Source organism: Halorubrum sp. Eb13, from assembly GCF_002252895.1.
Lineage (GTDB): Archaea > Halobacteriota > Halobacteria > Halobacteriales > Haloferacaceae > Halorubrum.
In genome coordinates this window covers 1-18,764 of sequence record NZ_NHPE01000071.1, presented here as the reverse complement: position 1 = coordinate 18,764, position 18,764 = coordinate 1, and the positions used below count along the sequence as shown (strand labels likewise).

Sequence of the window (18,764 nt, the reverse complement as noted above, 5' to 3'; positions counted from 1 at the left end):
GTGGGTCCGTAGACCCGTGGTCTCGAACGCCGACCGCGAGGGCATAGGAGAGAGCCGAACGCGCCCCTCGAAGCCCAACGTTGATACGTCCCGCGTCGGATTCACGTGCATGAACCTCCCTCGCGTGCCGAAACAGCGGTGGGCGAGGGCGACCCTCGGGCTCTCGCTGCTGTTCGCGGTCGGCGCCGTCGCCTACTTCGCTATCGCCGGGGCGCCGATTCAGGGCGTCGTCCTCGGCCTCCTCGTCTTCGGCGCCGGCTACTGGGAGTACAGGAAGAAACTCCAAGAGAAGCGAGTGGCGAGGGAGTACGAGGCCAAAGCCGAGGAGCAGCGCCGGGACGGCGGGAACTGATCGGCGGGACGCGCTCCGCGCCGGTCCGGGCCCCGTCCCCGGAAATCGCCGCCGGAGAGTCCGGGGTTTCATGTGAGTGAACGGAGATACCACGAGCATGAGCGACGGACGCGAGAGCGTGTCGGACGCGATGGACTGGCTACTCGACGAGTTCGAGGCGGACGACGCGGTGTCGTACGCGGAGGTCGGCGGCGTCTACCAGGAGAAGACCGACCTCGTCGTCACCGGCGACGGCCCCCGGAACGCGACGGAGTTCACCGAGACGGGCGTGTGGCTCCGCGTCTTCGCCGACGGCGCGGCCGACTACCGCTACACGAACGCGCTCGACGAGGAGAGCCTGCGCGACGCCGCCGACCGGGCGATCCGGAGCGGCGAGGTGCTCGCGCAGGAGGAGCCCGGGCGGTTCGACGCCTACACGGTTCACCGGGGGACCCACGGCGGCTGGGCGGACGAGGGGATACACGCCCGCCCGCTCGACGAGAAGGTCGCCGCGGTGGAGGACGGGCTCGCGGCGGCGGACGACCTCGCCCTCGACCGCCGGTGGGCGAACTACACGGACGCGCACGTCGAGGAGGCGGTCGGCACCACGACCGGGAGCGTCGTCCGCACGACGCTCGACCGGGCGAAAGTCGATTTCAGCCTCTCGCTCGCCGACGGGCCGAAGGTGAGCCGTCACGCCGGGTCGACGGCGGGGGCGGCCTTCCTCGACGAGATGGGTGACGCGTTCGCGGCCGCCGCGGCCGACGCGCGCTCGCTGTCGGGCGCCGACCCGGTCGACGCGCCGTCCGGGGAGACGACGGTCGCGTTGAGCCCTGAAGCGGCCGGCCAGCTGTTCCACTTCGTGTCGCACTACCTCGAGACCGACACCTGCTACATGGGGATGAGCCCCTACGCCGTCGGCGACCGTATCGGTCCCGACGACCTCGATATCGAGGACGGGATCCGCGCCGGCTCGTGGGCCGCCCGCGCCTACGACACCGAGGTGAAGCCGACCACGCCGACGCGGCTGGTCTCGGACGGGCGGATCGAGCGACGGCTCCACAACACCACCACCGCCGCCGAGGAGGACGCCTATCCGGCGGGCAACAGCGTCCCGAGCCTCGGGTTCGCCGAGCCGCCGCGGATCCACGCCCGCCACCTCGAAGTCGGCGCCGGCGACGCCGACCCCGGAGCGCTCCGCGAGGGCGCCGACGTGTACGTCGAGCGGTTCGGGGAGCCGTGGTTCCGCGACGAGTTCGAACGCGTCCAGCGGGAGGGGTTGTTCCCGCCGAGCGCCCTCTACGCGAGGGACATCGACCGGAAGAGCGAGGACCGGCCCGACTGCGGTTCCGCGGAGTTCCCGGTCGCCGAGGCGTACCGGCTCGACGGCGGAGCGCGGGCCGGCCGCGTCGACGGGCTCGCCGTGGACTACACGCCCGAGGTGTTGGAGACGATATCGCGGATCGGGGCCGTCCGCGAAACCGTGACGGGCGTCTGCGAGAAACACAAGTCGCGGCTCCCGTTCGCGGTGACCGCGCCGGGCGTCCGACTGACGGCGCCGATCCGCGAGAAGGAGTAACGGGCCTAGTCGTCGGCCGGCGTCGACTCGGCGCCGTCACCGGCCGCCGCGGACGGCCTCCCCTCGAGCTCCTCGTAGGGGTCGTACCCCTCCGCGCTCTCGTAGAGGTGACAGGCGACCTCCTGTTCGAACGCCGTCTTCGCCTCGAGCGGCGGCACCACCTGGTCGCAGACGTCGCCGATGTAGTCGGGACACCGGTCTTTGAACCGACAGCCGGTCGGGACGTCGACGATGTCGCCGACCTCCCCTTGGAGCTCGACGCGCTCCCGTCCCACCGAGGGGTCGGGGACCGGGACCGCGTTGATGAGCGCCTGGGTGTACGGGTGCTGGGGGTTCTCGATGACCTGGTCGGTGGGGCCCTTCTCGACGATCTTTCCCATGTACATGATCGCCAGCCGGTCGCACATGTGCCGGAGCAGCGAGAGGTCGTGGCTGATGTAGACGACTGAGAGGCCGAACTCTTCGGTCATCCGGTCGAGAAGCGAGAGGACGCCCGCACGGAGGCTCACGTCGAGCATCGACACCGGCTCGTCGGCGACGATGAAGTCCGGGTCGAGCACGAGCGCCCGCGCGATGGCGACACGCTGACGCTGGCCGCCCGACAGCTCGTGCGGGTACTGGTTGAAGTACTGTTCGGGCGGGAGCAGCTCCGCGAACTCCAGGGCGCGCTGGACCCGCGCCGTCTCGTTGCGGATGTCGTGGATCCGCAGCGGCTCGGCGACGGTGTCGTACACCGTCATCCGCGGGTTCAGGCTCTCGAAGGGGTCTTGGAAGATCATCTGCGCGTTCTGCCTGAACCGCTTGATCTCGGCGTCGCTCGCCTCGGAGAGCCGCGTGTCGTCGTAGACGATGTCGCCGGCGGTCGGCTCGTGGAGCTTCACCATCGACATGCCGGTCGTGGTCTTGCCGCAGCCCGACTCGCCCGCCAGCCCGAGCGTCTCCCCCTGGCGGAGCTCGAAGCTCACCCCGTCGACCGCGTGGACGTAGTCGGGCCCGCCGCCGCCGAACGACTCCATCAGGCTCGCGATCCAGCCCTGATTGACCTTGAAGTGTTTCTTCAGGTCCTCGACTTCGAGGAGGACGTCGTTGCCGCTCATTCCTCGACACCACCGTCGGGGGCGGCGGTCGTCTGGTTCCACGTCCCGGGGTCATCCGCGTACGGCCGAAGCTCGGTGTCGATCTCGTCCGCGTAGTGACAGTACGACCGGAGCCCGTTCTCGTAGTGGGCCTCGGGCTCCTCCTCTCGGCACCGGTCCGTCGCCATCGGACAGCGCTCGGCGAACCGGCACCCCTGCGGCGGATCGATGAGTTCCGGCGGGTACCCCGAGATGGAGAGGAGGTCTTGGTTGCTCTGTCGGATGTTCGGGAACGCGCGCTTCAGCCCGATCGTGTACGGGTGATACGGTTGGTCGAATATCTCTTCGACCGGACCTTCCTCGGCGACCTTCCCGGCGTACATCACGATGACGCGGTCACAGGTCTCGGCGACGACGCTCACGTCGTGCGTGATGACCAGCATCGAGGAGTTGATCTCCTCTTGGATCGAGCCGATCCGCTTGAGGATCTGGTCTTGCATGATGACGTCGAGCGCCGTGGTGGGCTCGTCCGCCAGCATCAGCGACGGTTCGAGCGCGAGCGCCATCGCGATCATGGCGCGCTGGCGCATCCCCCCGGAGAACTGGTGGGGGTAGTCGTCGGCGCGCTCCGGGTCCAACCCGACGAGCTCGAACATCTCCGTGACGATCTCCTCGGATTCCACGCGGCCGGTTCCCGGCCGGTGGGTCTCGATCGCCTCGACGATCTGCTCGCGGATGGTGTACACCGGATCCAGCGAGTTCATCGCCGACTGGGCGATCATGGAGATCTCCTCCCACTTGAGGCGGCGGCGCTGGGGCTCGGGCATCTCCGTCAGGTCGTCGCCTTTGAAGTTGATGCTTCCGTTGTTGATGTAGCCGGCGTCGGGGAGGATGCCGATGATCGCCTTCGCGAGCGTGGTCTTCCCGCAGCCCGACTCGCCGACGATGCCGAGGTTCTCCCCCTGTTCGAGTTCGAAGGAGACGCCGTCGACCGCCTGTGCCGGCCCGTCTTCGGTCTCGTAGTAGACTTCGAGGTCTTCGACTTCCAATTGGCTCATTGTAGTTTGGGGTTCGTGATCTCTTCGTAGCCGCGGCCGATGAGGAAACCGCTGATGACGAGCAGGCCGATGCAGATTCCCGGCGGCACGAACCACCACCACGCCCCGAACGAGAGCGCGGAGTAGGCGCGGGAGGCCTGCAGCATCGTTCCCCACGAGACCGTGTTGGGGTCGCCGAGACCGATGAAGGAGACGCCGGCCTCGGCGAGGATGGCCCACGCGATGCCGAACGACCCGTAGAGGAACGTCATCGGGAGCACGTTGGGCGCGAGGTGTCTGCTGATGATGTGCCAGTCGCTGGCCCCGGCGACCTCTGCGGCCTTCACGAACGGGCGCTCACGGAGCGACAGCGACTGCGAGCGGATGACGCGGGCGGTCGATCGCCACTGGAGGACGATCAGCGCGAGGATGATGTTCCAGAGGTTCGGCCCCAACACCGCGACGAGGACGATGACCGTCGGGAGCAGCGGCATCCCGTAGAGGAAGTCGACGAGCCGCATCAGCGCGTCGTCGACCTTCCCGCCGTAGTAGCCCGCGACGAGCCCGACGAGGGTACCGATCCCCGCGGTGAACACCGCGGCGATGATGCCGACCATCAGCGCCGCGCGCGTGCCGTACACGAGCTGACTGAAGATGTCGTAGCCCGCGGCCGTCGTTCCGAGGAGGTACTCGGAGTCCGCGCCGAGCAGCGACGGCTCCACCCACTTGTCGATGAGGACCCCGGCGTCGCCCTGGTACTGCCGGACGAGGGGCTGGTGGGTCGCGATGTACGGCGCGAAGATGGCGATGACGACGAACCCCGCCACCGTGAGCATCGAGAGCTTGACCGACAGCTCGTCGGTCAGCATCCCCCAGTGTTCTCGGAGGGTCTCCCGCCAGAGGCGGAACGTCCGCTGCCACTTGTTGACCTCCGCGTCGGTACTGGCGTCGTCGAGGTCGGTGAATATCGACTGGCTCGATTGTTCTTTTTGGGCCATTGTGTTAGTCGTAAGTCACCCGCGGGTCGAGGTAGCCGTACGCGAGGTCCGCGAGGAAGTTCAGGAAGATGATGGTCGACGCGAGCACGATGAACGTCCCCTGCGCGACGGGGAAGTCGCGTCGGAGCACCGCGCGGACCATCTCCCGGCCGATACCGGGCCACGCGAACACCGTCTCGATGAGGACGCTCCCCCCGACGGCGTAGCCGAGGGCGATCGCCGCCGCGGTGATGATCGGCAGGAGGGCGTTGCGGGCGGCGTGTTTGAACATGATCGTCCGCTCTTTGAGTCCCTTCGCGCGACAGACGTCGATGAAGTCCTCGGAGAGCACCTCGAGCATGCTCGAGCGCATGATCAACAGCGGGTACCCCATGTAGTAGAAGGCGAGCACCGCCGCCGGGGCGATGAGGTGACGGACGAAGTCCATCGTGAACACCATATCGAGGAACCCAGTGCTCTGCCCGCCGGTGCCGAGACTGGTCATCCCGCTCATCGGGATGACGCCGAAGGTCGCGCCGAAGATCCACAGCACGATGAGGCCGACGTAGAACGTCGGCACGCTGCGGGCGGTCAGGGCGGTGATGACCGTGCTCCGCTCGAAGCGGGAGCCGCGGTACCACCCCGACAACACCCCGAGCGTGATGCCGATGGCGTACGCGATGACGAACGCCGTCAGCATCAGCACGAGCGTGTTCGGCAGGTACGTCGCGATGACGTCGGTGACCGGTTGGTTCGAGTGGAACGACTGGCCGAAGTTCAACACGACGAGGTTCTCGAGGAACCGGAAGTACTGGATGTACAACGGGTCGTTGAGTCCGTAGCTCTCGATGAGCTGTCTGCGGGCCTCCTGCGTCATCTGCGAGGAGATCACGTACGACGTCGGATCGCCGGGCATGAGCCTGAACAGCCCGAACAGGACCGTCCCGACGGCCCACAGCGTCACCACGAGCTGGAGCGTGCGCCTGACGACGAAACTAGCTTTTCCCATGTTACTTGCTCACTGGTATCACAGTTATTCGTTTAAACTTTGTGTCGATAAAGCCGTGGAACGGCCGTTCGCTCTACTCAGGCGCCTGAATGGCGCCGTCGTCGTTCCACGTGTAGCCGGCCTCCTCGAGCCGGCTCCGGGCGGCGTCGATGCTCTCCTCGTACTCGGTGACGTCCTCGGTGTGGAGCGGCCCGAACGCCGGCGAGACGATGTTGAACCCGCGCTCCGGGAAGCCGAACAGGATCTGGTCGACGATGGCCGTCCGCGGGATGGCCTCGACCAGCGCCTTCCGCATCTGGACGTCGCCGAGTCCCTCCTGGCGCTCGTTGGGGGTGAACATCCAGAACGTCGGAGCGGTTTGGAACTGGGTCCCGATGTTCTCGTTGTCCTGGTTCTGGTCGAGCTGGCGGTCGATCCGGCCGAACGGCTCGTAGTTGAGCTCGCCGTTGATGAGGTTCTCCCACACCGTCGACGCCTCGGGGATGACGCGCCAGAAGCGCTCTTCGAAGCTGACGGGCGCGAAGTGGTCGTCGAACTTGACCATCCCGAACTCGCTGCCCTGCTCCCAGTAGTCGAACATCATCGGACCGCTCCCGACGGGCTCCTCGATGTTCGCCTGACTGGGGTTGTCCCGGTCGGCCCACATGTGCTCGGGGATGATCGGGATGAGGTTCGCGACCGCGAGGTTGAACGGCCCGAGCGGCTCGGCCATGTTGATCCGAACGGTCTCCTCGTCGACGACCTCCGCGCTGTCGATGTACTGCGACTGCGTGGAGTACAGCGGCACCTCGTTGTCATTGATGTAGTTGTACGTGAACGCGACGTCCTCGGCCGTGAGGTCCTCGCCGTCGTGCCACGAGTGGTCGGTCCGGATCGTGTACTCCATCGTGGTCTCGTCGACGCGGTTCCAGTCGGTCGCGAGGCTGACTTCCGGGTCCGGCTCGGCGTTGTTGTTGAGCTGGACCAGGAAGTCGTACATCATGTTGAACTGGTAGACGTGCTTGCTCTCGTCGTTGTGCCCGAGCACGTTCATCGTCGAGAGCGTCTCCGGCCAGTACCCCTTCAGGGTGCTCGTGTCGCCCTCCATCTCCAGGTTGATCATCGTCCAGTACGAGTTGAACCCGTTCGCGAGGTCCGCCTGCCAGTTGCTCACCTGGTTGCTGTTGAAGATGGCCGCCTGGGGCATCTGGGTAATGGGCATCGTCGGCACGTCGTCCATCAGGATCTGCTGGATCTCGTGACACTGGTCGATCCGGGTGTCGGCGTCCGGCTCGCCCAGGTAGTTGCCCATCAGCTCGTCGAGGTCGGGGTTCTCGTACCCCGAGTAGTTGCCCTCGCCGGGGTCGGTGTTCCCCGAGTTGAACAGGTTGTTCAGCTCGGTCACCGGCTCCGAGACGAAGAACGTGTGCCACGTCGCGAAGCTGTAGTTGTACTCCTGGGAGACGCGACTGAACAGCGTCCCCCACTCGAGCACGTCGACCTCCATGTCGAGGCCGAGCTCGTCACCGAACTGGCTCGCGATGAGGTTGATCGCGTCGTGTCGCGGTGGGTTGTAGCTCTGCGCGTTGTTGACGTAGGTGTACGTCGGGAGGTTACTTCCCTCGTTGCCGGCTTCGTCGCCGCCGTCGCTGCCGTCCTCGCTGCTGTCGTTGCCGTCGCCGCCGTCGCCGCCGTCGCCGCCGTCGCCGCCGTCGCCGCCGCTACAGCCGGCGAGGGCCGTGAGACCGGCCGTACCGCCCGCAGTCGTCGCTTTCAGGAACTTGCGTCGATTAACGTCCTCGTCTGACAGGACCATGGAACGGCCTACCATTTCAGGAGATAGTATATAAATTTACGGCCCATCCGCTTCAGCAGTCTTTTATCCATATAACGTGGGAGACAATCGCCGTTTCCCCCTGTGAATGTACTGTTTTGGCCCCTATTTCTGAACCCACATATCCTCATGGTCGTTAATTATAAACAATCGAAACACCGAGCCCGCGTTCGATTCGGCCTCGTCTCCCGACCGCGCGGTGTTCGCCCGCGGAAGGCGGCGAAAGGGCCGGCCCGTCCGAGGGACCGGGGCGAACGGCCTCACTCCGACTCGACCAACAGCGGGTCGTCGTCGGGGACCGCCATGTCGAGTAGCACGTCGTTCTCGTACACCGCGGCGCGCTCGCGGCGGCTGAGGACGTATCCGTCGCGGTCGGCGGCGACTTCGGACTTCAGCTCGCCGTGCTGGTCGACGATTTCGGCGACGACGTCGCCCGCCTCGACGAAGTCGCCCTCCGTCGCCCGATAGCGGACGATCCCCGCGACGTCGGTGTGGGGACCGTCGAACCGCCTGAGGTCGCCGTCGCGGTCGAACGCGAACTCGGGGTGCCGGTCGGCGGGCCGGTCGACCATTTCGAGCGCGTGGAGGACGTTCCAGACGCCGTCGACGGCCGCCGCGACGACGTCGCGCTCGACGACGAGCCGGCCGCCGAGCTCCGGCGTGAACGCGAGGATCCCGTCGGCGACGGCCGCGCCGCTGAGCGAGTGCTGGAGATCGCGGGTCTCGGTCTCGTCCGGCGGGAACTGGTTGACGACCGGCAGCCCGAAGGCCTCCGTCAGTTCGATGAGCCGGTCGCGGAGCACCGCCGCGTCCGAGACGCTCCGGTCCTCGCCGTACGAGACCCGCGGCTGAATGGTGTATGGGTGGGTCGCGACCCACGAGGTGTGAAGCGAGACGAGCGCGTCGGCCGTCGCGCGGATGTCGTCGTATATCCGGTCGCAGATCACCTGTTGGACGCGCGGCGGCGTCTTCGAGCCGTCGTCACGACCGAAGTAGCGGTTGGGGTCGTCGCCGTGATAGGAGGACGTCCGGGAGGCGGTTCGGAACCCCGTGGGGTTCATCACCGGGAGACAGACGACCGCCCCCGCGAGCTCGGCGACGTCGACTCGCTCCGAGAGGCCGTGTATCACCGCCGTTCCGGTGGGCTCGTCGCCGTGGATCGTGCCCGTTACCCACACCGTCGGACCGGTCTCGCCGCCGTTGAGCACCGTCACCGGGAGGTCCTCGGACCCCCCGACCGGGAGCTCCGTCACCGTCCGGTGCCCGGTCGCCGTCTCGCCGGGGCCGGCCTCGGCCGTGCCGACCTTCATCGGTCTCCCCCGTCGTGCCCTCGGTGGTCGTCGTTTCGAGCGGTCATCACGTCGCTTCGAGTGGGCCCGGCACTATCAGTTTATGTGCTGACTTGTGCTCCGTCGGGCGAGCGGACAGACGCGACCGCGGCGCACGCCGGCGGGCGGAGGCGACCGCGGCGCGGACGAGACCGCCGGTCACTCACCGGGTCCACTCGCCCTCGTACAGCGTGGTTCCCTCGTGAGCGACCGTCGTCCGGACGCGACACTCCGACGGGGAGATCCGGCTCGTCGCGTCCACGAGGAACGTTCCGAGGTCGTTCTCGACGGTCATCCGGTGGGCGTTCCGGGCGTCGATCGACGCCGGATCGCCCCCGTCGACCGTCGCCTCGTGAGTCGACTCGGCGGCGAACGCTCCGTGCGGGAGGTCGACGCGCTGCTCGCTCGACTTGACGGCGCGGACCCCGTCCGAGACGTGCGTCCGCGACGTCTCCCACTCGGTCGATCCGGTCGCCCGCTCGGCGCGCGCGGAGATCCGTTCCTCGTCCGGCCCCGCCATCCGGATCGCGTCGGCGAACGCGGGGTCGGCCGCCGCGTGCCGGCGGCCGGGGAACCGCAGGCGGGACGGCGCGGCCGGGCTCGACCGAACCGTGATCGGCTCGCCGAGCGACGGCCCGTCCGGTCCGGGAATCGCCGCCACCTCGGGGAAGAGCGCCGTCCCGACCGCGAGTCGGATCCGGTGACCCGCCTCGAACAGGTGCGACGTCGGCTCCAGCGCGACCGCGAGGTCCGTCTCCTCGTCCGTCGGCAGCGGGTCCCGAGAGTCCAGCCCGTCGCGGAAGGCGCCGCGGACCGCCCCGTGCGCGACCGTCCGACCCCGACCGGCGGGGTCGACGTCGACCAGTCGCACGACGACCGTCGGGTCCGGGACGGGAGATTCGATCCGGAGTTCGACCTCGCCCGTCCCGGTGAGCTCCACGGGCCGGTCGAGCGGGTCGGTGTCGAACGCGAGCGTCCGCGCGTCGTCGTCGTTCGTGAGCGGCGGCGCGGTCGCCGCGCCGTACGGGTCGACGGAGGCGAGCCCGACGGTCGGGTCCGGCTCACAGGCGAACGCGGCCGCTTCCGAGAACTCGCGAGCCGTCGCGGTCGACCCGTCGTCCCCGTCGAGGACGTCGGCGCCGTCGGGAACGTCGGCGCCATCGACCGCGAGCCCGTCCGGCGTGAGCGCGAACGCCATCCGGTCCGCGCCCCCGTCGCCGAGGGTCGGCCACGCGTCGAGCCCGCGCCAGACCCCCGCGCGAGTCCCGCCGCCCTCCCGCTCGGTCCAGACCCGGTAGGGTGGGTGATCGAGGACGCCGGTGTCCTCGTCGCGCAGGAACCGGTCGAACCAGTCGGCCACCTGCCGGCGGAAGTCGATGGCCGACTCGCGGCCGCGGTGGGGCATCCGGTGGCGCCACGGGCCGAGCAGGACGCGGGTCGGCGCGTCGATCCGGTCGACGTACCGGAGCGTGTCTTCGGTGTAGGGGTCGCGCCAGCCGTCGACGGCGAGGACGGGCACGTCGATCCGCTCGACCGGTATCGCTTTGTCCGCCCAGTACTCCCCGTCGGGGCCGGCGTCGAGGAACTGGAACAGCCACGGGTCGCGGTCGTCGAGTTGACCGAGCCGTTCCAGCCACGCGTCGAGCGACGCCGGGTCGCCGGACGGATCCGAGGGCGGTTTCGCGTCGAGCGCCTGCATCAGCGTGAGCCAGTCCATCCCGATGGTGAGCAGCTCGAAGAGGCCGCCGTAGGTGTACGCGTTCCTGACCCCCTCGAACGGGGTGTGGATCGGGACGATCGCCTCGAGCGCGTCCGGGCGCTGCGCGGCGGCGTCGAGCGCGGTGATCCCGCCGTAGGACTTCCCGAACATCCCGACCTTCCCGGTCGTCCACGGGCGGTCGGCCAGCCAGTCGACGATCGCGGCCGGCTCTTCGCCCTCCCGGCGCGTGAACGGTTCGTCGATGAACCCCGTCGACCCGCCCGTGCCGACCATGTCGGCCGCGACAACCTCGTAGCCCCGGGCGGCGAGGTACCGGTTGAGCGGGTCGTACCCACCGTACGTGATGCTGTCCTGTTGCGGGTACGGCACGTAGTTGAGGAGCGCCGGCGAGGGCCCCGGCTCGTCGACGGGCTCGTAGCGGGTCGCCGCGACGGTCTCGTCGCCGACGGGGATCCGGAGTCCCTCGTGGCGGGCGAGCCGCCCGGTCACTGCAGCTCGTCGGCCCACGGCCACGGTCGGTCGTCGCCCCACGGCCAGGAGTCCGTCGCCTTCATCCCGACGTCGTGGCCCTCCGCGATCGTCTCCTCTTTCACCGACTCGGGGTCGCGGCCCGCGACCTCGCGGTCCGCCTCGGCCAGCTTCGCGACCCCCGCCGCGGACAGCACCGTCAGATCGCGTAAGTCCCGGACGTCGAGCTTGTCGAGGGTGTCGCCGTGCGTGTGGCCCCACCCCCGGCCGCTGTCCTCGGCGGTCGAGCGGCCCTGCGCCGCGGCGACGCCGCGCTGGGCGAACGGCCAGTGGTCGCTGTGCGGGCGGAGCCCGTCCTCGACCGCGATCGGCACGCCGAACTCGTCGCTCACCTCCGCGAACGCCTCGCCGATCTCCGGCGCGCCGTGGGGGTAGATCTCGAGGTCCCGCGAGTAGCCCGCGCCGTCCATGTTAACGACGCATTTCACGCGGTCGAGGTCGTGGGTGTGCGACCAGTAGTACGAGCCGTAGAGCCCGGTCTCCTCGGCCCCGAAGACGAGGAGCCGGACGCGCGTCTCGAGCTCGTCTTCGATCGACGCGAGCGCCCGGCCCACGCCGACGACGAGCGCCGACCCGAACCCGTTGTCGTTCGCGCCGACACCCACGTCGTGGGCGTCGACGTGCGCGGTGTACAACACCTCCTCGTCGGTGTCGGGGCCGACGACGGCCTCGACGTTCGCGGAGGTGGCCGGCTCGTTCCGCGCCTCGACCGAGAGCGTCGCCTCGACGCCGCGGTCCGCCTCGGCGTCGTCGCAGTGGCGCACGAGCCGGTCGCCGAGCTCCTTGCTCAGCCCGACGGCCGGGATCGGCCCCGGCCCGTTCGTGTGGCCGACGTCGCCGGTCGGCGGGAGCGCCCCCTCGATGTGGTTGTAGAACAGGAACCCCTCCGCGCCCGACTCGGCCGCGTAGTCGTACTTCTCGCTCCGGTGGACCCACCGGTCGTAGTCGTCGGGGGTGAGGCTCGACGCCATCGCGATGCATCCCGAGAGGTCGACGCCCTCGAAGTCCTCCGGGAGGCCGTGGCCCATGTCGACGACGCTCCCGGTCACCGTCCCCGACGGCGTTCCCGGCAGTTCGACGAGCTCGTGACTCCCGCCGAACGTCGCCGATCGGCCGCCGCGATCGACGGTGAGGGAGGCCTCCCCGCGCCACCAGCCGGGGATCGGGAACGGCGTCGTCGAGACCTCGTCGAGCCCCGCGTCCTCGAACGCGTCGGCCACGAGCGACGCCCCCGCGGCCTCGCCCTCGTGGCCGGGCATCCGATCGCCGAGGTCCGCGAGGTCGCCGAGCAGCTCCCACGCGGTCGATTCCGTGTACGCGTCACCGACGGTCTCGGACGGTAGGGTTGTCATACGCTCCCACACACGTGCGTCTCGTATATGATTCCGCGGGGACGGCGGGAGGATTGCCGGGAGATCGCGGTCAGTCCGCGTCGCTCGCTCGGTCCACGAGCCCGCGGGCGGTCGCGAACAGCTCGTCGGCGTCGCTCTCGTCCCGCGCCTCGGCGGTGATCCGAACCAGCGGCTCGGTCCCGCTCGCTCGCACGAGGAACCAGCCCGCCTCCGTCTCCACTCGTATCCCGTCGAGCGCGGACACGTCGTCGAACTCCTCGCGGGCGAGGTCGGCGACGCGGTCGACCACGGCTCGCTTCTCGTCGAGTCGGATCGAGTCCCGCCGGATCGGGTACGACGGGAGGTCGTCGACGAGTCCGGCCAGCGACCCCGCCGCGCCGACCAGCGCGGCCAGCGTGCAGGCGGCGAGCGGGCCGTCGGGACAGCGCGTCCGGTCGGGCCAGATCCACGCGCCGCTGGGTTCGCCGCCGAACGCGACGTCCGGCTTCCGCGTCTCGGCGGCCACGTACGCGTCGCCGACGGGCGTGTACGTCACCTCGGCGCCGACCTCGGCGAGCGCGTCGGCGACGAGGAGGCTCGTGTCGACCGGCACCGCCACGCGGTCGCCCGCCTCGGCCTCCCGCCGGGCGAACAGCGCGAGCAGCGCGTCCCCCGAGACGAACCGTCCGCGCTCGTCGATCGCCATCAGCCGGTCGGCGTCGCCGTCGTGGACGACCCCGAGGTCCGCGTCGGTCGCCTCGACGACCGCGCAGGCCGTCGCGCAGTTCTCGGCGGTCGGCTCGCTCGGCCGCCCCGGGAACCGACCGTCTCGCTGGGCGTTGAGCGTCTCCACGTCGCAGCCGGCCGCGTGGAGCGCGTCGGCGGTGACGCGCCCGACGCCGTTCCCGAGGTCGACGACGACGGCGAGGTCGTCCGGGAGCGCGACCGACTCCCGGAGGGCGCGCTCGTGGCGGTCCCGGGCGCCCTCCAGCCGGCGGTGGGACCCGAGGTTGTCCCACGCCGCGAACTCGAACACCTCCGCCTCGACGACGTCCGCGATCCGGGCGTTCGCGTCCTCGTCGAACGCGCTGCCGTCCGCGCTCCAGAGCTTGATCCCGTTGTCGGGCGCCGGGTTGTGCGAGGCGGTGACGACGACGCCGGCGTCCGCGCCCTCGGCGACGACCGCGCGGGCGACGGTCGGCGTCGACTGGACGCCGACGTCGACGACGTCGCCGCCGCACTCGGTGATTCCGGCGGAGAGGGCGCGGCTCAGCGTTCGCCCGCTCGCGCGCGCGTCCCGACCGAGAACGACGGTTTCCGCGCCGTCCGTCGCGAGCGCGCGGCCGACGTCGAGCGCGAGGCTCGCGGTGATCTCGTCGCCGACGCTCCCCCGGACGCCGCTCGTCCCGAACATACCGCGGCTTCGCCGCCGGGCGAAAAGACGTTTCTGGTCCGATCGGGCGAATCGGGGCCTCGCACGCCGGGAGAGGGACCCTCAGAGCGCCCGCCCACGTTATGGGCGTCGGCGTCCATTCCCCGCTATGTCGTCACCTCCGTTTATCGACCCCGAATCGGGAGAGTTGGACGTCCGGGAGATCCGAGCGGAGGCGTTCCCCCTCGCGGGCCTCATCGCCCTCTTCGGCGGTGCGGCCCTGGTGTTGTTCCTGATCTCCCTGCTGGTCGGCGGGAGCTCCCTGCTCGTCGGATTCCTCACCGTCGTCTCGCAGTTCGTGATCGCCGTCGGCACCGGGATCACGCTGATGTACGTCGTCGCGCGGGGGATTCAGCTCGCGGACCGCTGAGCGCGAGCAATTGAACGCGGACCGCTGAACGCGGACCGCCGGGTGTGCCACGGACGTGCGCCGGTGAGGGGCTAGCCCAGCGCGACCTGAACGAGCGAGAGCGCCGCCGAAACGCCGCAAAAACGACGGCGGGCCGTCTCACTCGACGTTCGGTGCTTTCTCGTCCGTTCGGCCCGGGAGTTCCAGCTCGATCTCGAGTTCGGGCTCGCCGACGCCCTCGAAGTCGATCTCGAGTTCGACCGGCTCGCCGAACGAGAACGGGAGCTCCCACTCGTCGGTGCTGATCGTCAGTTCGTCCCCGTCGCGGAGCTGTTCGCCCAGCTCGATCAGGAACTCGCCCGCCTCGCTCGCGTCGAGCCGGTACTCCTGTTCGAAGTCGCGGCCGGTTCGAATGACTGTGCGTTCGGTGTCGTCGGTGTCGGATTCGGTGTGTGACATGTGGGTGGTCCGCTCGAACGTCGTCGACGGTCACGTCGCTCGCATTCCCTCCGACCGCGGTTCCGGATCTCCGCGAGTATCGACGTTTCGAGGTTTGCGCGCGGCGAGACGTCGGGGACTCGTGTGCCTCTTGATCCGATGTCGGGGACCCCGTGCGTGTCGGAACCCGACGCCGGCTCGGAACAGGAGTGGGTATCAGTGACCGTCGGCGTATTTAGGCAGGCCTAAAGCAAAAGCGGTGTGGTTCGCGTCGCCGACGGCGGCCGCGTGGGTCGCCGGCCGGAAACGGGCGGGTTCGTCGAACGATTCGACCGTCGGCGTCGGAACGAGAGGTCCCGCCGAGCGTTACATGTAGCCGAGGTCGCGGAGCCGCTCCATCAGGTCCTCTTTGTCCTGAGCGCGGCCGGCGCGCTCGGTCGTCCCCTCGAGGTCTTGGAGCCACGCCGGTTCCTCGGTCGTCTTGTCCGTGGACACTTCGCTGCCGAGCGAGCGGAAGCCCGCGAAGTACTTCGGCGAGATGGGGACGTCTTCCTGGGTGACGCCCTCGGGGAGGTCCTCGGCCGAGTCGGGGACGTACCCCTCGTCGGGGAACGCCTCGACCGTGTCGGGGACGACGTAGTTCCAGAACGCCTCCCAGACGTCAGCCTCGGCGAACTGGAGGATGGGTTGGATGCGGTCGTGCGGCGGGAACAGCTCCGGGTCGTGGCGCGGCGAGAAGAACGTCTCGTCCGCGCGCGCCTCCTGTTCGTCCCACCGCACGCCCGAGATGACGCCGTCGATGTCGTACTCCTCGAGCGCGTCGTTGAGCGCGACCGTCTTCAGCAGGTGGTTACCCACGTACGTGTCCAGCAGGAACGGGAACGACTCCTCCTCGTACTCGAGGATCTCGCGGATGTGGTGCTGGTTGTGCTCGGAGAGCGCGTCGACGGGGATGTCGTCGCCGGGTTCGAGCCCGTGTTCGTCGACGTAGGCGCCGACGTCCTCGTTGCGGGCGTACACCAGGTCGATCTCCCACTCGTCGGCCCAGCGCTCGACGAAGTCGGTGATCGAGTCGAAATGCTGGAAGTGGTCGATGAAGACGGCGGTCGGCTTCTCGTAGCCGTACTCCTCGGCCACCTGATTGATGAAGTACAGCGTCAGCGTCGAGTCCTTCCCGCCGGTCCACATCACCGCCGGGTTCTCGTACTGCTCGAGCCCCCGCCGCGTGACCTCGATCGCCTTCTCCAGCTTGTGTTGCAACGACGGGTAGTCCGCCGGATCCTCGCCCTCGCCGTCGGTGTAATCGACGTCGACGCTCGCCGGGAAGTCATCGCTCATACGGGCTGAGTGTCAGTGCGAAGCGAAATAGGCCTTCTGAATCCGAACCGCGCCGTCGCTCCCGACGATCGGGTCCCGCTCGGCGTAGCACAAGGGATATGTCGGCGGAACCGGACTACCGGGTCATGGGACTGTTCGACCGGCTGCGCGGCGACGACGACGAGCGCGTCGTCTTCCTCGGCATCGACGGCGTACCGTACGACCTCGTTCAGGAGCACCCCGACGTGTTCGAGAACCTGACCGACATCGCCGAGACGGGATCGGCCGGGCGCTTGGAGAGCATCGTACCGCCCGAGTCGAGCGCGTGCTGGCCGAGCCTCACGACCGGCGTGAACCCCGGCGAGACGGGCGTGTACGGCTTCCAAGACCGCGAGGTCGACTCCTACGAGACGTACGTCCCGATGGGGCGGCACGTGAAGGCGACGCGGCTGTGGGACCGCGTCACCGACGCGGGCCGGGACGCGACCGTGCTCAACGTCCCCGTCACCTTCCCGCCGTCGACGCGGATCCAGCGACAGGTCTCCGGCTTCCTCTCGCCCGGGCTCGACGCCGCCGCGAGCGACGACGCGGTCGAGCGGGTGCTCGAAGACCGGGACTACCGCATCGACGTGAACGCGAAGCTCGGCCACGACGAGGACAAGAGCGAGTTCATCGAGAACGCTCACGCCACCCTCGACGCCCGACAGGACGTGTTCACCCACTACCTCGATCAGGACGACTGGGACCTGTTTTTCGGCGTGTTCATGAGCACCGACCGGGTCAATCACTTCCTGTTCGGCGACTACGCGAACGACGGGACGTACAGCGACGACTTCCTCGACTTCTACCGCACGCTCGACGGTTACATCGGCGAGATCCGCGACTCGCTCGACGACGACACGACGCTGATCGTCGCCTCCGACCACGGCTTCACCGAGCTGGAGTGGGAGGTGAACTGCAACGAGTTCCTCGCCGGCGAGGGCTGGCTCTCGTACGACGATGACGACCACGACTCGCTCGAGGACATCGACGACGAGGCGCGGGCGTACTCGCTCATCCCCGGGCGCTTCTACCTCAATCTTGAGGGCCGCGAACCCGAGGGCGTCGTCCCCGAGTCGGAGTACGAGGCGGTCCGCGATGAGCTCCGCGCCGACCTGGAGGGGCTCACCGGCCCCGACGGCCGGCAGGTGTGCAAGCGGATCGTGAACGGCGAGGACGCCTTCGACGGCGCCCACGACGAGATCGCGCCGGACCTCGTCGTCATCCCGGCGGACGGCTTCGACCTGAAGTCCGGCTTCGGCGGGAAAGAGGCCGTCTTCACCGAGGGGCCGCGCAACGGGATGCACAAGTTCGAGAACTCGCTTCTGTACACGACTGACCCCGACGTCGACGTCGCGGGCTCGAACCTCTTCGACGTCGCGCCGACGATCTTGGACCTGATGGACGTCGACGCCGACGCCGACTTCGACGGCGAGAGCCTCATCGCGGAGTAGACCGTCACCGTCGCGGGCGCGCCGACGGGGCCGCCGCCGGGCTCGGTTCCGGTTTCGCCGCCCACCTCACCCGAGCAGCGACCAGCGCTCGCCCGGTGCGGCCCGGAACCCGTACAGATCCGCGTCGTCGACGACGATCAACCGCCCCCCGACCGCGAACAGCTCCTCAACGCGGACGCCCTCGGGGAGGGGGGCTGACCAGCGACCGTCCCCGTCGGCGCCGACCGCGACGATCGCGGGTCTCGACTCGACCCCGTCTCCGCCCGATTCCTCGCCGACGCCGTAGATCCCGCGATCGTCGACGGCCGTCGGGCGGGAGGCCGGGAGGCCGGCGTGCTCCCACGCGACCTCGCCGGCAGCGACGTCGAGGGCACGGACGACCTCGCCGCGGTGGAGGTACACGCGTCGCCCGGCGCCGTCGTCCCCGCTCGTTTCGCCGTCGTCCCCGCTCGCCCCGCCGACGGGCGGGCGCTCGTTCGGCGCCGGCACGTCCAACGCGAACCGCGGGCCGAGGTCGCGGTCGAACCCGCGCACAGACGGCCCGCCGTCGGCGGCGACCACGACGGCGTCGTCGACGACGGTGAGCCAGTCGACGCCGGCCTCGAGCGACCGGGTCGCCGACCGCTCGCCGGCCGCGTCGAACCGGGCGATCCGGGCGCCCCCCGAGTCGCCCTCGTCGAGGGCGACCCAAACGGCGTCCCCGTCGACCGCGACGCGGTCGGGGGAAAGCGAGCGCGGCGACCCGTCGCCCGCGTCGGGCCACGCCTCTGCCACCGCGAAGGCGCGATCGCCGGAGCCGGCGTCGAGGACCACCGCGTCGTCACGCGTGACGGCGACCGCGAGACGCCCGCCCGCGCGGACGGCGTCGACGGTCACCGCGGGCGCGTCGCCGGTCGCACCGTCGTCGTCATCGGTCGCACCGTCGTCGTCATCGGTCGCACCGTCGTCGTCATCGGTCGCACCGTCGTCGTCACCGGTCCCGCCGTCGGCGCTCTCGGCGATCGCG

Annotated in this window: 15 protein-coding genes and 1 pseudogene; 4 read left to right on the top strand and 12 right to left on the bottom strand. The window is 69.3% G+C overall.

What is annotated here, in order from left to right; translation table 11 throughout:
- Positions 1 to 109: 109 nt before the first annotated feature.
- Positions 110 to 352 carry a hypothetical protein gene (locus tag DJ75_RS08140; protein WP_094524002.1) on the top strand — a complete coding sequence of 81 codons (243 nt, stop codon included), beginning with the start codon at positions 110 to 112 and terminating at the stop codon, positions 350 to 352.
- A gap of 97 nt (positions 353 to 449) precedes the next feature.
- Positions 450 to 1,910 carry a metallopeptidase TldD-related protein gene (locus tag DJ75_RS08135; protein WP_094524001.1) on the top strand — a complete coding sequence of 487 codons (1,461 nt, stop codon included), beginning with the start codon at positions 450 to 452 and terminating at the stop codon, positions 1,908 to 1,910.
- Between the two features lie 5 nt (positions 1,911 to 1,915).
- Here DJ75_RS08135 and DJ75_RS08130 read toward each other — a convergent pair whose 3' ends face one another.
- The 9 genes from DJ75_RS08130 to glmM all read right to left on the bottom strand — a co-directional run bounded on the left by DJ75_RS08130 (position 1,916) and on the right by glmM (position 14,143).
- Positions 1,916 to 3,007 (bottom strand): ABC transporter ATP-binding protein, encoded by a 1,092-nt coding sequence (locus DJ75_RS08130; RefSeq protein ID WP_094524000.1) that lies wholly within the window; start codon positions 3,005 to 3,007, stop codon positions 1,916 to 1,918.
- Positions 3,004 to 4,044: an ABC transporter ATP-binding protein gene (locus DJ75_RS08125; RefSeq protein WP_094523999.1), complete on the bottom strand. Its 1,041-nt coding sequence runs from the start codon at positions 4,042 to 4,044 to the stop codon at positions 3,004 to 3,006. The genes DJ75_RS08130 and DJ75_RS08125 overlap by 4 nt, the downstream gene beginning before the upstream one ends.
- Positions 4,041 to 5,021 (bottom strand): ABC transporter permease, encoded by a 981-nt coding sequence (locus DJ75_RS08120; protein WP_094523998.1) that lies wholly within the window; start codon positions 5,019 to 5,021, stop codon positions 4,041 to 4,043. The genes DJ75_RS08125 and DJ75_RS08120 overlap by 4 nt, the downstream gene beginning before the upstream one ends.
- A gap of 4 nt (positions 5,022 to 5,025) precedes the next feature.
- Positions 5,026 to 6,009: an ABC transporter permease gene (locus tag DJ75_RS08115; protein WP_094523997.1), complete on the bottom strand. Its 984-nt coding sequence runs from the start codon at positions 6,007 to 6,009 to the stop codon at positions 5,026 to 5,028.
- 73 nt (positions 6,010 to 6,082) lie between these two features.
- Positions 6,083 to 7,804 carry an ABC transporter substrate-binding protein gene (locus tag DJ75_RS08110; RefSeq protein WP_094523996.1) on the bottom strand — a complete coding sequence of 574 codons (1,722 nt, stop codon included), beginning with the start codon at positions 7,802 to 7,804 and terminating at the stop codon, positions 6,083 to 6,085.
- Positions 7,805 to 8,082: 278 nt separating this feature from the next.
- On the bottom strand, positions 8,083 to 9,132 hold the full coding sequence (locus DJ75_RS08105; protein WP_094523995.1) for a succinylglutamate desuccinylase/aspartoacylase family protein: 1,050 nt from the start codon (positions 9,130 to 9,132) through the stop codon (positions 8,083 to 8,085).
- Positions 9,133 to 9,313: 181 nt separating this feature from the next.
- Positions 9,314 to 11,359, bottom strand: coding sequence for a CocE/NonD family hydrolase (locus tag DJ75_RS08100; RefSeq protein WP_176451429.1), 2,046 nt, complete (start codon positions 11,357 to 11,359; stop codon positions 9,314 to 9,316).
- Positions 11,356 to 12,750, bottom strand: coding sequence for a M28 family metallopeptidase (locus DJ75_RS08095; protein WP_094523993.1), 1,395 nt, complete (start codon positions 12,748 to 12,750; stop codon positions 11,356 to 11,358). The genes DJ75_RS08100 and DJ75_RS08095 overlap by 4 nt, the downstream gene beginning before the upstream one ends.
- A gap of 70 nt (positions 12,751 to 12,820) precedes the next feature.
- Positions 12,821 to 14,143 (bottom strand): phosphoglucosamine mutase, encoded by a 1,323-nt coding sequence (gene glmM / locus DJ75_RS08090; RefSeq protein WP_094523992.1) that lies wholly within the window; start codon positions 14,141 to 14,143, stop codon positions 12,821 to 12,823.
- 127 nt (positions 14,144 to 14,270) lie between these two features.
- Here glmM and DJ75_RS08085 point away from each other — a divergent pair, with 127 nt between their 5' ends.
- Positions 14,271 to 14,531: a hypothetical protein gene (locus DJ75_RS08085; RefSeq protein WP_094523991.1), complete on the top strand. Its 261-nt coding sequence runs from the start codon at positions 14,271 to 14,273 to the stop codon at positions 14,529 to 14,531.
- A gap of 138 nt (positions 14,532 to 14,669) precedes the next feature.
- Here the strand turns inward: DJ75_RS08085 and DJ75_RS08080 are convergent, their stop codons facing one another.
- Both DJ75_RS08080 and DJ75_RS08075 read right to left on the bottom strand, forming a co-directional pair.
- Positions 14,670 to 14,969, bottom strand: coding sequence for an amphi-Trp domain-containing protein (locus DJ75_RS08080; protein WP_094523990.1), 300 nt, complete (start codon positions 14,967 to 14,969; stop codon positions 14,670 to 14,672).
- Positions 14,970 to 15,314: 345 nt separating this feature from the next.
- Complete coding sequence (locus DJ75_RS08075) at positions 15,315 to 16,286, bottom strand: phosphoadenosine phosphosulfate reductase family protein (protein ID WP_094523989.1); 972 nt, start codon at positions 16,284 to 16,286, stop codon at positions 15,315 to 15,317.
- 125 nt (positions 16,287 to 16,411) lie between these two features.
- Between DJ75_RS08075 and DJ75_RS08070 the strand changes: the two genes are divergently transcribed.
- A complete protein-coding gene (locus DJ75_RS08070; protein ID WP_094523988.1) occupies positions 16,412 to 17,758 on the top strand; it encodes an alkaline phosphatase family protein in 1,347 nt (448 codons plus the stop codon).
- 66 nt (positions 17,759 to 17,824) lie between these two features.
- On the opposite strand, the pseudogene DJ75_RS18600 reads toward DJ75_RS08070, so the two are convergent.
- A pseudogene (locus DJ75_RS18600) lies at positions 17,825 to 18,764 on the bottom strand (hypothetical protein); the annotation flags it as partial.

Bases quoted from the DNA above. Each gene is read 5' to 3' on its own strand.
- DJ75_RS08140 (WP_094524002.1), top strand. From the start codon at position 110: ATGAACCTCCCTCGCGTGCCGAAACAGCGGTGGGCGAGGGCGACCCTC.
- DJ75_RS08135 (WP_094524001.1), top strand. From the start codon at position 450: ATGAGCGACGGACGCGAGAGCGTGTCGGACGCGATGGACTGGCTACTC.
- DJ75_RS08130 (WP_094524000.1), bottom strand. From the start codon at position 3,007: ATGAGCGGCAACGACGTCCTCCTCGAAGTCGAGGACCTGAAGAAACAC.
- DJ75_RS08125 (WP_094523999.1), bottom strand. From the start codon at position 4,044: ATGAGCCAATTGGAAGTCGAAGACCTCGAAGTCTACTACGAGACCGAA.
- DJ75_RS08120 (WP_094523998.1), bottom strand. From the start codon at position 5,021: ATGGCCCAAAAAGAACAATCGAGCCAGTCGATATTCACCGACCTCGAC.
- DJ75_RS08115 (WP_094523997.1), bottom strand. From the start codon at position 6,009: ATGGGAAAAGCTAGTTTCGTCGTCAGGCGCACGCTCCAGCTCGTGGTG.
- DJ75_RS08110 (WP_094523996.1), bottom strand. From the start codon at position 7,804: ATGGTCCTGTCAGACGAGGACGTTAATCGACGCAAGTTCCTGAAAGCG.
- DJ75_RS08105 (WP_094523995.1), bottom strand. From the start codon at position 9,132: ATGAAGGTCGGCACGGCCGAGGCCGGCCCCGGCGAGACGGCGACCGGG.
- DJ75_RS08095 (WP_094523993.1), bottom strand. From the start codon at position 12,750: ATGACAACCCTACCGTCCGAGACCGTCGGTGACGCGTACACGGAATCG.
- glmM (WP_094523992.1), bottom strand. From the start codon at position 14,143: ATGTTCGGGACGAGCGGCGTCCGGGGGAGCGTCGGCGACGAGATCACC.
- DJ75_RS08085 (WP_094523991.1), top strand. From the start codon at position 14,271: ATGTCGTCACCTCCGTTTATCGACCCCGAATCGGGAGAGTTGGACGTC.
- DJ75_RS08080 (WP_094523990.1), bottom strand. From the start codon at position 14,969: ATGTCACACACCGAATCCGACACCGACGACACCGAACGCACAGTCATT.
- DJ75_RS08075 (WP_094523989.1), bottom strand. From the start codon at position 16,286: ATGAGCGATGACTTCCCGGCGAGCGTCGACGTCGATTACACCGACGGC.
- DJ75_RS08070 (WP_094523988.1), top strand. From the start codon at position 16,412: ATGGGACTGTTCGACCGGCTGCGCGGCGACGACGACGAGCGCGTCGTC.